Below are 17,324 nucleotides of genomic sequence, written 5' to 3' on the forward strand. Positions count from 1 at the left end.
GACTATTTCATTATCAGTGGGTCTTTCTCATTGATTGTGTAAATTTTTTAGAGCCATTAAAATCTCCCATCAAATTTGATTATAAAATGAGCCATAGCTTCATTCCAGTTAGAGATAGGCATGGTCCATTTTTTGGTAATATAATCAATCGTTAGGTATAAAACCTTGAATACCGAATCATCATTTGGGAAAACACGCTTATTTCTTGTAACTTTTCTCAACTGACTATTCAGCGATTCTATAGCATTTGTAGTGTAAATTATCTTACGGATACTCTCTGGATATTGCAGAAATATTACAAGATTCTCCCAATTATTATACCAGGATTTTGCTATATGTGGATATCGTTTACTCCATTTCTTATCAAAAGATTCTAGGGCAAGATGCGCTTCATCTTCAGTAGCAGAGCTATAAATAAGCTTTAAATCTGATGCCAATAATTTTCTGTCTTTATATGATACATACTTCAGGCTATTTCTAATTTGATGTACTATACAAAGCTGATGCTCAGTTTTGGGATAACTTGCGCATATAGCTTCAGACATACCAGTCAGGTTATCACTACAGGCAATTAATATATCTTTTAATCCTCGATTCTTCAATTCAGTAAAATTACTAAGCCAGAATTTAGATCCTTCATTCTCACTTATCCATAATCCTAAAATATCTTTCCGGCCCTGTAAATCTATACCCAGCGCAACATATACTGATTTATTAATTATCTGTTTATCTTGCCTTACCTTAACTATTAAACAATCAAAATATACTATAGGATATAATGGTTCAAGAGGTCTACTCTGCCAAATTCTAACCTCATCAATTACATCATCTGTAACCCTACTAATTAAACTCTCACTAACTTCTGCTCCATATAATTCTTGTAATTGGATCTTGATATCAGACAAACTCATCCCCTTGGCATACAGAGATATTATCTTTTGATCTAAACCATCTATTCTTGTTTGATTCTTGGAGACAATTACAGGTGCAAATTTACCTTCTCTATCTCGCGGAATATTTAACTCGATACTGCCATTCTCAGTAATCAAATTCTTATTATAATGACCATTCCTGCAATTCTCAGTTTCAGACCTATCATATTTGTTATAACCTAAGTGTTCAGACATTTCTGCCTGCAAGGCTCTCTCCAAAATACTCTTCGTTAATTCCTTAATCAATCCATCCTGCTTCAGTACTGTCTTTAAATCCGCTCCTCCTTCTATCAGTAAATCTATCGCTTCATTTATTTTCTTATTCTTTTCTGTCTTCATTCTAATTACCTATATTCTTTATTAATTCCAAATATAGGCTCTACTATAATTTACACAATCTTTGATAAAGACCCCAATCAAAATATACTATAGGATATAATGGTTCAAGAGGTCTACTCTGCCAAATTCTAACCTCATCAATTACATCATCTGTAACCCTACTAATTAAACTCTCACTAACTTCTGCTCCATATAATTCTTGTAATTGGATCTTGATATCAGACAAACTCATCCCCTTGGCATACAGAGATATTATCTTTTGATCTAAACCATCTATTCTTGTTTGATTCTTGGAGACAATTACAGGTGCAAATTTACCTTCTCTATCTCGCGGAATATTTAACTCGATACTGCCATTCTCAGTAATCAAATTCTTATTATAATGACCATTCCTGCAATTCTCAGTTTCAGACCTATCATATTTGTTATAACCTAAGTGTTCAGACATTTCTGCCTGCAAGGCTCTCTCCAAAATACTCTTCGTTAATTCCTTAATCAATCCATCCTGCTTCAGTACTGTCTTTAAATCCGCTCCTCCTTCTATCAGTAAATCTATCGCTTCATTTATTTTCTTATTCTTTTCTGTCTTCATTCTAATTACCTATATTCTTTATTAATTCCAAATATAGGCTCTACTATAATTTACACAATCTTTGATAAAGACTCTACAGTGCTGTTACGATTATTTTGTACAGTAAGCAACCTTACCACTTCATCTTGAAACTCATCTATCAAGAACTTCAATGATTCTGCATTCTTAACAGCTAAGTGCAGTACTGTGTTACCATCATTATCTACTTCTTTTAGTAAGCTTTTTACCTTTTCTGGAAAAGTATCTATTAAAGCTTTTAGCAACTGTGCTTTATACTCTGCGACTAAGTGCAGTACTGTCCTTCCATAGTTATTTTTTAAATCAAGCGCTTTCTCTCCAAATACTGTAATCAAGAATTCTAGTGATTCTTGATTATGAATAGCATAGTGCAGAACTGTATCACCGTAGTTGTTTCGCACTTCAAGCAATTTCTCTTTAAATTCCCACCACTTCTCAAACAACAACTTTAGTGCAACTACATTATTAACAGCACTGTGCAGTGCTGTGTTGCCATAATTATTTTTCACCTCGATCATTTTCTCTTTGAATTCTCTTATCAAGAGCTTTACTGCTTCTATATTCCCGTAAGCCGTTGCTATATGCAGAATTATACTGCCGTGACTATTTTTCACTTCAAGCACTTGATTTCCATACAAATTTATCAAGAGTTGTAGCGAATCTGCGTTACACTCAGCAGCCAAGTGCAACGCTATTCTGCCATTGTTATTTTTCACTTCAATTAGGCTTTTGTATGCATCGTCTTTAAATACATACATTAGACATTCTAGCGACTTTGCGTTATACTGCGCCGCAATATGCAGTATTGTATTCCCAGAATCATCCTGCTTATTCAGCAATTTCTTCACTTCCTCCTTATCTTCTTGTATCAATTTGCTTAAAGCCTCTGCATTTTCTTTAGCTGCGCTGTATGCTTGCTGATATACTAAATCACTCAACATATTTTCATCTTTCATAAAGTACTTCCTATAGTTTTTATAATTTTTAAAATGAAAAATTTAATGACTGTAAAATTTCGAAAGCTTCCTGCTAAATTATCGAGGCGAATCAGAGTCTGCATCAAGCAAATGCACAAAAACGCAGAGCATACAAAAGCTTTCAGAAAAAGACTACCATATCTAATATATATAAGGCTTTTTAAGCCTATCAACACATACAACATCTCATAACAAAAAGAAACGAGCAACAAAATAAATAATTAACAATAAAACAAGATAATTCGCGTTATATTACAATGCAATGTGATCTTCTAGCATGTTTATCTACATAGTATAATGATAAGATTTATGATTTATCGCAAATCAGCTTTGCAATGCACCTATAACCAACAAAATATATACTGAAAACATCTGACTTTTTGAAATGCCCATGTATATCCCACGACTGTTATGTGAAGCAAACAATCCAAATTTGCGATATATAGAAGATGTAAGATTAGGCACTGCCTTAAGGTCAGTGCATGTGCGAGAATTTGAATGGCAGGACTCTTTTATACTGCTTTAGTGGGAATGCCAAATCTCATTGTTAATTCATCATAACAATGATTGTAAATTTAAGAGATGTTGTTAATTTACTCTGCAAATTATGTCACTTGGTAGCAAAGGAAATTTTCAATATATATAGTAAAACTCAAATAACTCTTTACAATATGTATAGCACTGTGCTAGATTCCACATTCGGTGTTCACCTTTTTATGCTTTGTTCCTTTTATTAGAGACAAAACATTTCTATTGACGCGGGGTGGAGCAGCTCGGTAGCTCGTCAGGCTCATAACCTGAAGGTCGTAGGTTCAAATCCTGCCCCCGCAACCATTAATTTTCCATCAAAGCTCAAAAACTCATCTATATTGCGCTCTCTATGTTGAGCAGAGCATCTTCGGTGTTTAGATCGTCTATCCGCCAAAAATTTATATACGCAAACAAATCAATTTTTGTTGAGAAGTTAAATGTGCAAAAATTAGCCCAGGACTTAGCCATGTGCTAATTTTTGGATATATTATTACTCATGCGCCTAAGCAAACACCGCTTGCACAAAATCCGTAAGGTTTTTACGCTTATCAAAACATTTTCTTACGGATTTAAAGCGCTATTTTTGCGCTCCAAGTACCATTTTCATGCTTATTCCGAGACTTTTGGCGCATACTATCTACTACCGCCAAATCACGCAAGATTAAACTGATCTTTTAGATGGAAGGTTATCTCGCTTCTCTAAACTCTTTGTATGATCGCCAAAAGCAAGCTTATGTTCTTTCAGCAATTTTGTAAATTTATCTGATAACTCGGCTGCTAAGTGGTTTTCCTGCGCATAATTCAATGGAGTTTTTCCATCTTTATCTTTTGCTTGCAAAAGTTCCAAAATCCCTTTTTCTTTTGAAAGAATATTTACCGCATACATCTGTCCATCTCTATCTCTTTCCTTAAATTGTATCGCGATCTTATGTAAAATATTTTGATGCATTGCATTATCCACAATATCGATAACTGCACCATTCTTCATCAAATACTCAAATGATTCCTTTCTACCATATTCAGCAGCTTTCATCACTGCATTTTCCCCATTAACATTCTGTACATTGATGTCTGCATTACACTGTTTTACAACAAGATCCATAATTTCCGGCGAACCAAACACATAGTGCATAACACTGTTGCCATACTGGTCAAGTGCATTAATATTGTGTACTTTATATTCAGATCCGAATAACTTGTGCAACATATGAAAGATCTTTTCTAGGATATTATATTTATCATATTCTTTATTATACTCTGCAAGCAGCTGTTCTTTCTCTTGCAAAAAAACTTCTCTCAATATATCCATATCTAATGTTGAATTGGCAAATGTCAGTATTGGATTTGCTCCGTTCATTTTAAACACCGCTAACTGTTCTCTTAGATTTTCTATCTCCTGCATTTTGTCTTCTTGCATTTGTAGTTCCATTTTTAATTACCTCCTAAAAACTCGTTATCTCTTTAATGAAGAACTATAAGATATGAAATACCACCTAAAGTGGTGCAAAGCCTCTTTAAAAAGAATATATTATCATCTTCATGATTACTATAACTACTACCATAAGCTTCAAAAATATTTGAAAAATATTATTTCACACAACAGTCTTACAAGATCATAACAATTAGCAAGTCAGATTTTAAGGCAGCCTCAGCCATCTACCATAACAGCTTTGGTAGATGCAAGTATAAAAATCAATGTTTGAAGTCATTATCAAGATAATTTGTAGATTATTCAAAACTTGAAGTATCACATCAATTCCCGAATTTAGTTTGGTCAATATATTTTGTATAATTAATATTGGTAATATTAGGATTAGCAACTCAACCATTTGCTATAGATAGCTATAACCAACATATGAATACAAAATTAATAAAAAGATGTCAAAAAGCAGCGATATAATATGAAATATACATATAATTTTAGCATAAGATGCATGTATAACATTTTCAGCTTTATCACAAACACTACGCAAACAAAAAATATATAAAGCGCTTGCGCTTATAAGCTGTATATATAATTACAAACTTTTAGACTAAACATTATAGATAATAAACGAGATTACAATCACAACAGACTATTTATCCGTCGCCATCAGCATATGCGCTGTATTGATCCAAACTTTATGAATTCGTCAAAAATAAACAATTGTAAGTATAGCGTTGTATAACTAAATAACACGTGCTACTCTCTATAAGGCAAAAAACAATAATTACAATATTATTTCGCGAGGGAATTGTTACAAACTTTTAAATCATGTAATATTATATAAAATTTCGCGCAAATGAATTGCAATATCGGCGGCATATTGGCATTCGCCCTTATATCATAAGATATTTAGCAAAAAATCAACTATTTCTATAATTTATTTGTGATAAATAAAAATAAAGAATAATTAAAAAATATTACAATGCGTCGAACAATGTAATACATGCTATTTAGTAAAATATAAGCAATATTGCATACTTCAGATGAATAAAGAGTTGTTATTTATTCTGTATAGCGCTGTGCCCAAGTCAGCACTCGCGCGAGGATTTTAAGAGCATGATTCTTGAGAGTACTAGTGAATTTCTGAATCAAATATTATATATTTGCGAAGGAATTAACAAAGTAATGCCAAATCTCTCAAATAACAGCATATAGTCGCCACGTATTTTTAGAAAATTTAAGATGGGATTTGAATTTAGCGGCACTAGAAGTAAAGCTGCCAGAAGCATACTTAAATTAAAAAAAAAAGACGAAGCTAAAATGTTCTGTTATTTGGGGAATTGAGTATAAGTATGGAAAATGAGGCAAAAAAGACCTGCGCAAGTGACTTATGAAGGCAGCGCCTATGACTTAGCACAAGAAAAACATTTATGACTAAAGAACAACTACAGATTGATATAACCTTCTTTCACAATATCTAAAATTTTATAAGTTGCTTATAAAAGCAATGAGAACAACTGTATCAAACAATTACAATACAATTTCCGAGAAGGAGCGCAAATATGGTAAGATCTTACTATGAATTCTTCGGACAATCTCCACAAGATCAAATAACAGCGCACATTGAACGCGCATTCTGGGCACAAAAGGAAGAAGAAGCTAAACAAAGAAAGCTTTTCCCCAGACTGCAAAACGACCTACTATATCTAGCTATAATGGCCCCAAGAAACGAACCAGAAAAAATAAAACAACCGATTTTTTGATAGTAAAATGAATCAAAAATAGGATTAAGTTAGTAGTATGAGTAAAAAGAAAAATTATACGGCTGAATTTAAGGCAAAAGTGGCTCTAGATGCCATACAAAGTCAAAAGGGGAAAGCTGAAATATGTAGTGAATACAAAATTCCTGCAACTAATTTATATGACTGGAAAGATAAGGCTATCAGGGATTTGTATCAGCTTTTTATTCCAGAAAGTGAGTATACAAAAAAGCAAAAACTCTCTGAGCAAGAAATAGAAAAATTGCATAAAATTATTGGCGAGATAAGCATTGAAAATAATTTTCTCAAAAAAAAATTGCAGAAATAAATTATGAAGAGAGAAAAAATATGTTAGAAATTTGTGCTGATATTTCTATAAGAAGACAAGCTGAGTTGCTGAATATTCCTAGAACTAAGTTGTATTACAAGCCAGTGATAAGTGATGAAAGTGAGATTGCAAATCTCATTAGGGAAATTTATTTATTATCAGATTGTAGATACGGGTATCGCAAGATAACAGCTGATTTGCATAACCAAGGTAAGATCATCAATGCTAAAAAGGTACTGAGAATAATGCAAGAAATGGAGATAGAAGGCTTATATCCTAAGAGCTATAGAAATACTACTATAAAGAATCCTGAACATAAAATTTATCCTTATTTACTATCAGGAATTGAAATCAATAGGATAAATCAAGTATGGGCAAGTGATATTACATATATAAAAATTAATGGCAAGTTCATGTATTTCACGGCTATTATTGATTTACACAGTAGATATATTATAGGCTATGATTTATCATATTCTCTGGAAGCAGGATTTTGCATAGCATTATTAGAAAGGGCATTGGCAACAAGAGTTCCAGAGATATTTAATACTGATCAAGGTTCGCAATATACCAGTAGTGAATTTATACAAAAATTACAACTAAAAAATGTAAGCATCAGTATGGATCATGTTGGCAGGTGTTTTGATAATATATATGTAGAAAGACTTTGGAGAACTTTAAAGCAAGAAGTGATCTATTATTATAGACCTGATGATATAGGCAGCTTGGAAAAAAGGATAGAAGAATTTGTACCTTGGTATAACAACACAAGGTTACATCAAGCTTTAAAATATAGAACACCAGCTTCTATATATTTAAGCTAATTTTTTGCTAAAAAATCGGAGCATTTAAAACAAATGGTTTGAATTAAGGGTGCAGTATAAGCAGCTCTCGAAAAATATGAATTGATTGAAAAAATCACAGACTATCAAGCTGCAGTCGCAACAGGTCTTGTAAAAACACTAGATTTTAGCCACAACAAGTTAAGTTACCTTAGTAACAGCATGGTCTACAAAATATATAAAATCATGTCGAATATGCTGCATAAAACTAGTGTAGAGAAGCTAACCCTATGGAACAATCACTTTGGGAAGGAGCATAACAACGCATTACGAACAATACTGCTGCTGACAAAAGGTTCGAGCGTCAAGTTTCTTGATCTAGGACATAACTATATTGGGTATATGAATCAGGGCGATATATCTTCAATATTTAGTATATTCAAAAACTTAAATATCACTCATATCAACCTATCCAACAACCACCTAGGGCGACTAGATGTTTCTGACTTACTGATACTATTAGACTTGCTGACTATTGGAACTAAAATAACACATATTGACATTAGCTCTAATGCTCTTTGTGAAATGAACTGCGCTTTATTGAGAAATTTTGATTTTTCTCTAAAATATGCCACAAGAAGTTTACATTATCTTAACTTAAGCCACACAGGCCTTTATAATAGAGGTATACACTATGCAATATTAGATTGGATTAGCAACTCAAATGTAGAACACTTAGATCTTTCCCACAGCGGATTGTGGCAATTTACCACCGAGAACCTACATAGACTTTTTAAAAAACTCGAAAAAACCAATGTATCTAATTTAAACATAAGTGATAATAAACTATGTTACACTGGAAGCAGCGCAAATCTTAAAGCTATTTTACAAGCCCTTAATAATAGCCAAGTATATAAAATAAATCTAAGCGGCAATAATCTACTGCTTATAAAACCAGGATTTCTTATCGAAATCTTCCAACAGATTCCAAGCAATAAATACTATCATTTCACATTTGATATACAAGATATGAATCAATACGGGGTCTCAGCGCTTTATAAGCTGCTAAGCGAAAGACTTGAACAAAATCAATTCATATTTGAAATGTCATTTTCATTCAATAGATCCAACCCTAAACACAATATATTATTTGAACTGCACAAGGCACTAAGATATGAATTTATGTATAGTGCCGGAGATATTTCGCAAGATGACTTTGCAAAAGCGCTACATTACATCAATATCCTGCAAATACTACGCAATATGGAAGATGAATTGTTATTTCATCATTATTTTCCCAATATAACTCACCATATTACATATACAAGTCATGAACATATAGAAGACTACGCTACATCTGACAATGACCAATATCTTCGCCTCTCTATGCTAAAAACACTAAGAAGTAATGGTCAAATCCCGCATGGCTTAAAAACTCAGTATGCGAATAAATTTCATGAGACAATCGGAGACATATTACACAATACTAGATATGATAAAGAGTCGAAGCAACTAATGATGTCTGAAATTCTTTCATTTATCTAATATGATGATATGAAAGCTATTTTAAATAGTGCATGTATGTTCTGTTATATCACTGAACAAGAATCCGTTGATGCTATAATGCAAAGTACTATTTAATCCATCCACAAAAATGAGCCCAGGACTTAGCCCTGCGCTAATTTTTGGATATATTAATTGCTCCTGTGCCGCGCGCAAAAACACTCCTTTAACAAAATCCGTAAGTTTTTTTGGGTCTTTTATAACATTTTCTTACGGATTTAAAGCGCTATTTTGGCACTCTAAACTCATTTTATACCGCGTTTGAGACTTTTGGCGCGCGTACTTGGTCAGAAAAACACAGAGTATATAACATACTCTAATACAGATAGGCATAACTTAAATTTTCAGCTCGAGCACAAATTTTCATATTATCTCTAATAATTTAGAAGAGCCTTGATAAATGAATATACTCGCCATACTTTTCCAAATTGGCGCCTTTAGAATGTTTCTTATGATGTACTTGTGGACACAAAGCACATACACTCATCCTTCCTAGCTCTTTTTGAAGCCTCACTTCGTATGCATATAAATTACATACAAACTCTTCATTTACCTGCAGTATATATGCATATGCAGACATCTAAACCTCTCGCAAAATGCGGGATAATATAAAAATCAATTCATAAATTTCTTATACTTACTTAACGTTATTTTTAGGGTAGATTGTAACATGAAACACTTTGACTGCAAGCTCCTCTATGCATCGGTTGAAATACAGTGTTTCTACTAGACACGGTTAACAAAGTAATTATGCAAAACCTTTTTTGGCTTCACTTTCCATATTACTTCGTAACAGCACCTAGGGGTTTTAGTATATGTGCTAAGAGGCAAGTATGACGGATTTTACTGTGCTCGATCCATGAAATGTAACAAGAATATGCCGAATAATGAGTAAAATTAGAATAGACAAAGCAGTTGAGCTATACATTACAGACTGGATCAATCAGCTTCAAAAGCAGTCTGCATATTCTGAAAACACTTTAAATGCATATATTACAGATCTATTTTATTTCTTTAAATTCGTTAGCAATCACTATGAATCCTCTATCTCAAAAGCGCTATTAGAACAATTAATAGCTCAAGATTTTAGAGCATGGCTTGCGTTTAAGAAACGTAAAAGCTTGAAATCTACATCTATTGCAAGGGCATTATCAGTAGTACGGAATTTTTATAAATACTTAGAAGATAATCACCAAATAATAAACTCAGCTATATGGACAGTCAAAGCTGCAAAAATACCCAAATCACTTCCTAGAGCCTTGCCATGCAGCGCGGCAATAGAAGCTACTCAAGTCATAAGCCACATTGCAAGTGACACATGGGTTGGCGCAAGAGACAGCGCAATACTATTACTTCTATACGGATGTGGTCTTCGTATAGGAGAAGTATTATCAATTAAGAAGTCTGACCTGCCACAGCTTGGCAGTAATATAATAATCATCCGCGGGAAAGGAAGAAAAGAAAGGAGCATACCACTTCTACCAAAGGTGAGAGAAGCTTTAAATAAATATCTAGAGGAATGCCCATATTCTGTAGAAGATGGTCCACTTTTTTGTGGCATTAGAGGAGGACCATTAAATCCAGATGTATTTCGACATACACTGAAGAAGCTAAAAAAAAGCTTGGGACTGCCGTCTTATACATCTCCACATGCATTCAGACATAGTTTTGCAACACATTTATTACAAGAAGGCGTTGATTTACGTACTATACAAGAATTACTTGGACATAAAAGCTTATCTACTACACAAAAATATACGAAAATAGATGGCGTTGGATTACTATCTGCATATTCAAAATATCACCCTAGAAATAAAAAAAATGATAAAAATTAGCAATACTAAAAGCTTATAAGAATAAGGTATTTTTAGAAAATTTAAGATGAAATTTGAGTTTAGCTGCACTAGGAGTACAGTTACTAGAAGTGCGCTTAAATTTAAAAGAAAAGACGAAGCTAAAGTCTTCTGTTATTTGCGGGAGTTGGTATATGGGCTAAAGTGCTATAAAATAGGCATAGTAACCGAATATTTAGAATAAATTTTTATTCGCTTGAAATCGGCAATGTAGCTCTATTTTAGGCAAGAGACTGACTTAAAATTTATCAAAAAGACAAAGTCTAGCACGACTCTTTTATGCTACTTTAGCCATATACACTATTATACCTTAAAATTAGATATACAATTATTGCAATTTTCATTCTAAATTTCCAAGCTCAATCAAAATCATCTGCAATACTCGCAAAAGTAGCTGTCGCTTTCTATTAAAGCGCGAAATTATAACCATTCAGCAATGCAGCCGCTTTATTTTACACAGAATATTAAAAATATATTGCATTATTGTGGCGCAAGCATAGAATTAAGCATTAAGAATACTTATAAATCATAGAAGAACCAAAATGTATACCACTTCTCTCTTTTATAAGAATCCTTTGACCACTCTTGTTTAAGGTCAATGCAAATATTCAATTTATATATTGTAAAAGTTACTTACTGTAGTACCTAAATTTCTAAATAGCAAAGTGTATAGATCCAAATATTAAGATAAGTATGTGCTACTAGTTCAGTTAGAACATTAATAAGCTGCGGTGAATTTGTGGCCCCTCCTCTTCCTAGTGTTTTATAAAGCAGGCAAGTCAACATTCACCCTGGCACAAGCAAAATACAAGTTTCATTCACATACACAATATAACACCATTTTAACTGAAGCAATTATGAGATTAAACAATCATTTATAGCGTGTCATATGAAAAGATGTAGTGGAAGAAAAAGTAATATTATTAGCATAAGCAACAGTGCAATCAATCAGAAATTGAAACAACTGCGAAAATTCCAACAGCTTTTTAACACAGAAACTGATGATGCAGACAGCAATATATTCCATACGCGATATCAGAACACATACGATATAAATCATATAACACAGCTCTGCAGCAGGAAGATAAAAAAATTATGGCTACCAAATGAATCAGTAACTAATGCACCCTTAGAATCGCATAAATCGAGTCTTTATCAAAGATTGTGTAAATTATAGTAGAGCCTATATTTGGAATTAATAAAGAATATAGGTAATTAGAATGAAGACAGAAAAGAATAAGAAAATAAATGAAGCGATAGATTTACTGATAGAAGGAGGAGCGGATTTAAAGACAGTACTGAAGCAGGATGGATTGATTAAGGAATTAACGAAGAGTATTTTGGAGAGAGCCTTGCAGGCAGAAATGTCTGAACGGGTCTTTCTCATTGATTGTGTAAATTTTTTAGAGCCATTAAAATCTCCCATCAAATTTGATTATAAAATGAGCCATAGCTTCATTCCAGTTAGAGATAGGCATGGTCCATTTTTTGGTAATATAATCAATCGTTAGGTATAAAACCTTGAATACCGAATCATCATTTGGGAAAACACGCTTATTTCTTGTAACTTTTCTCAACTGACTATTCAGCGATTCTATAGCATTTGTAGTGTAAATTATCTTACGGATACTCTCTGGATATTGCAGAAATATTACAAGATTCTCCCAATTATTATACCAGGATTTTGCTATATGTGGATATCGTTTACTCCATTTCTTATCAAAAGATTCTAGGGCAAGATGCGCTTCATCTTCAGTAGCAGAGCTATAAATAAGCTTTAAATCTGATGCCAATAATTTTCTGTCTTTATATGATACATACTTCAGGCTATTTCTAATTTGATGTACTATACAAAGCTGATGCTCAGTTTTGGGATAACTTGCGCATATAGCTTCAGACATACCAGTCAGGTTATCACTACAGGCAATTAATATATCTTTTAATCCTCGATTCTTCAATTCAGTAAAATTACTAAGCCAGAATTTAGATCCTTCATTCTCACTTATCCATAATCCTAAAATATCTTTCCGGCCCTGTAAATCTATACCCAGCGCAACATATACTGATTTATTAATTATCTGTTTATCTTGCCTTACCTTAACTATTAAACAATCAAAATATACTATAGGATATAATGGTTCAAGAGGTCTACTCTGCCAAATTCTAACCTCATCAATTACATCATCTGTAACCCTACTAATTAAACTCTCACTAACTTCTGCTCCATATAATTCTTGTAATTGGATCTTGATATCAGACAAACTCATCCCCTTGGCATACAGAGATATTATCTTTTGATCTAAACCATCTATTCTTGTTTGATTCTTGGAGACAATTACAGGTGCAAATTTACCTTCTCTATCTCGCGGAATATTTAACTCGATACTGCCATTCTCAGTAATCAAATTCTTATTATAATGACCATTCCTGCAATTCTCAGTTTCAGACCTATCATATTTGTTATAACCTAAGTGTTCAGACATTTCTGCCTGCAAGGCTCTCTCCAAAATACTCTTCGTTAATTCCTTAATCAATCCATCCTGCTTCAGTACTGTCTTTAAATCCGCTCCTCCTTCTATCAGTAAATCTATCGCTTCATTTATTTTCTTATTCTTTTCTGTCTTCATTCTAATTACCTATATTCTTTATTAATTCCAAATATAGGCTCTACTATAATTTACACAATCTTTGATAAAGACTCGTCTGAACACTTAGGTTATAACAAATATGATAGGTCTGAAACTGAGAATTGCAGGAATGGTCATTATAATAAGAATTTGATTACTGAGAATGGCAGTATCGAGTTAAATATTCCGCGAGATAGAGAAGGTAAATTTGCACCTGTAATTGTCTCCAAGAATCAAACAAGAATAGATGGTTTAGATCAAAAGATAATATCTCTGTATGCCAAGGGGATGAGTTTGTCTGATATCAAGATCCAATTACAAGAATTATATGGAGCAGAAGTTAGTGAGAGTTTAATTAGTAGGGTTACAGATGATGTAATTGATGAGGTTAGAATTTGGCAGAGTAGACCTCTTGAACCATTATATCCTATAGTATATTTTGATTGTTTAATAGTTAAGGTAAGGCAAGATAAACAGATAATTAATAAATCAGTATATGTTGCGCTGGGTATAGATTTACAGGGCCGGAAAGATATTTTAGGATTATGGATAAGTGAGAATGAAGGATCTAAATTCTGGCTTAGTAATTTTACTGAATTGAAGAATCGAGGATTAAAAGATATATTAATTGCCTGTAGTGATAACCTGACTGGTATGTCTGAAGCTATATGCGCAAGTTATCCCAAAACTGAGCATCAGCTTTGTATAGTACATCAAATTAGAAATAGCCTGAAGTATGTATCATATAAAGACAGAAAATTATTGGCATCAGATTTAAAGCTTATTTATAGCTCTGCTACTGAAGATGAAGCGCATCTTGCCCTAGAATCTTTTGATAAGAAATGGAGTAAACGATATCCACATATAGCAAAATCCTGGTATAATAATTGGGAGAATCTTGTAATATTTCTGCAATATCCAGAGAGTATCCGTAAGATAATTTACACTACAAATGCTATAGAATCGCTGAATAGTCAGTTGAGAAAAGTTACAAGAAATAAGCGTGTTTTCCCAAATGATGATTCGGTATTCAAGGTTTTATACCTAACGATTGATTATATTACCAAAAAATGGACCATGCCTATCTCTAACTGGAATGAAGCTATGGCTCATTTTATAATCAAATTTGATGGGAGATTTTAATGGCTCTAAAAAATTTACACAATCAATGAGAAAGACCCTCCAAAATACTCTTCGTTAATTCCTTAATCAATCCATCCTGCTTCAGTACTGTCTTTAAATCCGCTCCTCCTTCTATCAGTAAATCTATCGCTTCATTTATTTTCTTATTCTTTTCTGTCTTCATTCTAATTACCTATATTCTTTATTAATTCCAAATATAGGCTCTACTATAATTTACACAATCTTTGATAAAGACTCTTACCAGCTATAAAATTATTTTTTGCATCTTTCTTACTAACTTCAAAACGAGACTTCCAAGAGCCTAAATCTGCCCACTCTATTTCTTTTAACTCAACCATTGTCATTAATTCACACCTAGATTTACTGAGAATCTCATCTATCGACTTATTGCTTGCAGTTCCTAAGCATTCTATATTTTCATATGCAACATTCATTCTCTGCAATCTATTAATACTAGACTTAACATACTCTGTATTTATGGCACGTAAATTATATATTTTGTTCTTTACCTTATCTGCAAATACTTCTTTACAATACCGTAATATTTCCGGCTCAAGATCATAAATTACTGATAAATATTTACTTGCTTTAACTAAAAAATATCCAGAATTCCAAAAATACTCCCCTGACTGAATATATGATATTGCAGACTCGATATCTGGCTTTTCTTTAAATGATTTTACTTCATATGCTATATCATGCTTTATGATATTTCCTACTCTTATATAGCCATATTCTGTACTTGGACTATTTGGCTTGATTCCGAATATCACGATACTATCTTCTGTAAATGAGATGGCCTGTTCAATCACACTATTCATCGCAAAATTTGGCGATATATAGTGATCAGATGGCGCAATCAACATTAACGCGTCTCCATAAATAAGCTCAATATATAGCGCTGCTAGAATGCTAGGCATAGCAGTATTTCTCTGATTCTCTTCCAAAAATATTATTTCATAATCAACTTCCAGCTCCAATAAATCTTGTTCCACAAATGTTTCATATTGAAGTGCAGTCATTATTATTGGTTTTTTAAAACAGTTTGAAGTAAAACGTTTTATAGTCTCCTGTAACGAAGAATGTTCACTTTCAATTTTGAGGAATTGCTTTGGCATTTTGTCAGATGAAAGTGGCCACACACGTTTTCCTACTCCACCACATAGAATCACTGGCACCACCTCTTTAGACGAGGCAATATCACTTTGCAATTTCAACATAAAATTCCCTTCCCAAAGTTTTTGAAATACTCCATGCGAAGTGTAATTGTATTGAAATACGGTGCATTAATTATCAAATCACATGTTTTTAAAGACATATTAATTCATATTTAACACAAATATTTCATTCAAATTGCTTATAGGACGTAAACTTGAATTCTTATATATGCATTATACTCTTATATATAAGTCACATAAAACACCCAAACGAATATAAATTTCGTACTATAGCTAATTATTTTATCAACATTACTCCGCTAAAAATTATAAAAATGCATATAACAAATGCATCTTGTGCGAGAGTACATCAAAAAATCACCATTTCATAAATAATTTTTACAAAATCGCCCCCTCATATACAAATAATTACATGCTTAGATTAACAATTTGCTAATTAGATATTGAAATCTTAGAACTTGATAAATGAAGTCGCATATAATTTCATATATATGAATTATTGCGATAGATTTTTCCTAATGCGATAAAATATAAAGCTATAATATATCTCTGATAAATAAAGAGTTGCTATTTTATTATAATGTGAGTTGCCAATTATTTTATAATTAGCAACTTGTTCAGATATGCACAAAAATTGAGTCAGGAACAACCTTTCCTAAAGTTTTCAAAAATATAAAATAACGATTTGTGCAGGTTAGATATGTTGTAGCCGCTACTAAAGTGGATATATGCACCCCTTTGTATTACTGAAAAAATCTGCAATACACTCAGATTATTAGATGCTACCTTCATAAGTGCACGAACACGGATTTTAAGGGCGTGATTTTTTAGAGTATATCTACTGAATACATATAAAACAAAAAAGCCAGCAAAGCTGGCTATACGTGAAGAAGTATTAAAATAATAAAATGAAAGTTATGGCAATAAAGAAATATAAGCTACAGGTGCGCAGTCACCCTGCCTAAAACCAGCTTTCAAGATTCTAGTATACCCACCATTTCTATCTTTATAACGAGATGCAAGTTCACTGAATAATTTGGCAACTATGGGAGCTCCACTATTTCCAAAGAACGCCATAGCTCTACGTCTTGCATGTAGATTGTTTTTTTTCGCAAGTGTTATAATTTTTTCCACAACAGGCCTCATATCTTTAGCTTTAGGCAATGTTGTCATAATTTGCTCATGCTCAATCAAAGACCTAGAAAGATTCATCAACATAGACTTTCTGTGCGCACTATAACGACTAAACTTACGCTGTCTTCTCCCGTGATACAT

The 17,324-nt window shown here is 32.8% G+C and carries 13 protein-coding genes and 1 tRNA gene; 6 read left to right on the forward strand and 8 right to left on the reverse strand.

Annotation, left to right across the window (positions count from 1 at the left end):
* Positions 1–56: 56 nt before the first annotated feature.
* Genes AACL20_RS05650 through AACL20_RS05660 form a run of 3 tightly spaced genes read right to left on the reverse strand, consistent with a single transcriptional unit; the run spans position 57 to position 2,837 of the window.
* Positions 57–1,271, reverse strand: a complete 1,215-nt coding sequence (locus AACL20_RS05650) for an IS256 family transposase (RefSeq protein ID WP_339051785.1) — start codon at positions 1,269–1,271, stop codon at positions 57–59.
* 43 nt (positions 1,272–1,314) lie between these two features.
* Positions 1,315–1,863 (reverse strand): transposase, encoded by a 549-nt coding sequence (locus tag AACL20_RS05655; RefSeq protein WP_339051975.1) that lies wholly within the window; start codon positions 1,861–1,863, stop codon positions 1,315–1,317.
* A gap of 50 nt (positions 1,864–1,913) precedes the next feature.
* On the reverse strand, positions 1,914–2,837 hold the full coding sequence (locus AACL20_RS05660) for an ankyrin repeat domain-containing protein (protein ID WP_339051976.1): 924 nt from the start codon (positions 2,835–2,837) through the stop codon (positions 1,914–1,916).
* A gap of 778 nt (positions 2,838–3,615) precedes the next feature.
* On the opposite strand from AACL20_RS05660, the gene AACL20_RS05665 reads away from it, so the two are divergent.
* Positions 3,616–3,692 (forward strand) — tRNA-Met (locus AACL20_RS05665).
* 358 nt (positions 3,693–4,050) lie between these two features.
* Here the strand turns inward: AACL20_RS05665 and AACL20_RS05670 are convergent.
* Complete coding sequence (locus AACL20_RS05670) at positions 4,051–4,818, reverse strand: ankyrin repeat domain-containing protein (protein WP_339051977.1); 768 nt, start codon at positions 4,816–4,818, stop codon at positions 4,051–4,053.
* Positions 4,819–6,615: 1,797 nt separating this feature from the next.
* Here AACL20_RS05670 and AACL20_RS05675 point away from each other — a divergent pair.
* The 4 genes from AACL20_RS05675 (at position 6,616) to AACL20_RS05690 (ending at position 12,612) form a co-directional block, all read left to right on the forward strand.
* Positions 6,616–7,727, forward strand: a protein-coding gene (locus AACL20_RS05675) for an IS3 family transposase (RefSeq protein WP_339051932.1) whose coding sequence is annotated in 2 segments (ribosomal slippage) — positions 6,616–6,895 and positions 6,895–7,727 — 1,113 coding nt in all. Because the reading frame shifts where the segments join, the coding sequence is not laid out codon by codon here.
* 81 nt (positions 7,728–7,808) lie between these two features.
* A complete protein-coding gene (locus AACL20_RS05680) occupies positions 7,809–9,230 on the forward strand; it encodes a hypothetical protein (RefSeq protein ID WP_339051978.1) in 1,422 nt (473 codons plus the stop codon).
* A 905-nt stretch (positions 9,231–10,135) separates the two neighbouring features.
* Complete coding sequence (locus AACL20_RS05685) at positions 10,136–11,083, forward strand: tyrosine recombinase XerC (RefSeq protein ID WP_339041529.1); 948 nt, start codon at positions 10,136–10,138, stop codon at positions 11,081–11,083.
* 1,238 nt (positions 11,084–12,321) lie between these two features.
* On the forward strand, positions 12,322–12,612 hold the full coding sequence (locus tag AACL20_RS05690; RefSeq protein WP_339051979.1) for a hypothetical protein: 291 nt from the start codon (positions 12,322–12,324) through the stop codon (positions 12,610–12,612).
* Here the strand turns inward: AACL20_RS05690 and AACL20_RS05695 are convergent.
* Positions 12,514–13,728, reverse strand: a complete 1,215-nt coding sequence (locus AACL20_RS05695; protein WP_339051785.1) for an IS256 family transposase — start codon at positions 13,726–13,728, stop codon at positions 12,514–12,516. The genes AACL20_RS05690 and AACL20_RS05695 overlap by 99 nt on opposite strands.
* A gap of 33 nt (positions 13,729–13,761) precedes the next feature.
* Here AACL20_RS05695 and AACL20_RS05700 point away from each other — a divergent pair, with 33 nt between their 5' ends.
* The gene (locus tag AACL20_RS05700; protein ID WP_339052691.1) at positions 13,762–14,871 is read left to right on the forward strand and encodes an IS256 family transposase; all 1,110 of its coding nucleotides are present in this window, start codon (positions 13,762–13,764) and stop codon (positions 14,869–14,871) included.
* Positions 14,872–14,893: 22 nt separating this feature from the next.
* On the opposite strand, the gene AACL20_RS05705 is transcribed toward AACL20_RS05700, so the two are convergent.
* The 3 genes from AACL20_RS05705 to rplQ all read right to left on the reverse strand — a co-directional run bounded on the left by AACL20_RS05705 (position 14,894) and on the right by rplQ (position 17,324).
* Entirely contained in the window at positions 14,894–15,034 is a 141-nt protein-coding gene (locus tag AACL20_RS05705) for a hypothetical protein (RefSeq protein WP_339051980.1), read from the reverse strand.
* Between the two features lie 43 nt (positions 15,035–15,077).
* Positions 15,078–16,091: a sugar phosphate nucleotidyltransferase gene (locus tag AACL20_RS05710; RefSeq protein WP_339051981.1), complete on the reverse strand. Its 1,014-nt coding sequence runs from the start codon at positions 16,089–16,091 to the stop codon at positions 15,078–15,080.
* Between the two features lie 873 nt (positions 16,092–16,964).
* Positions 16,965–17,324 (reverse strand): 50S ribosomal protein L17, encoded by a 360-nt coding sequence (rplQ, locus tag AACL20_RS05715; protein WP_339041494.1) that lies wholly within the window; start codon positions 17,322–17,324, stop codon positions 16,965–16,967.

Source organism: Candidatus Lariskella endosymbiont of Epinotia ramella (assembly GCF_964019805.1).
Classification (GTDB): Bacteria; Pseudomonadota; Alphaproteobacteria; order Rickettsiales; family Midichloriaceae; genus Lariskella.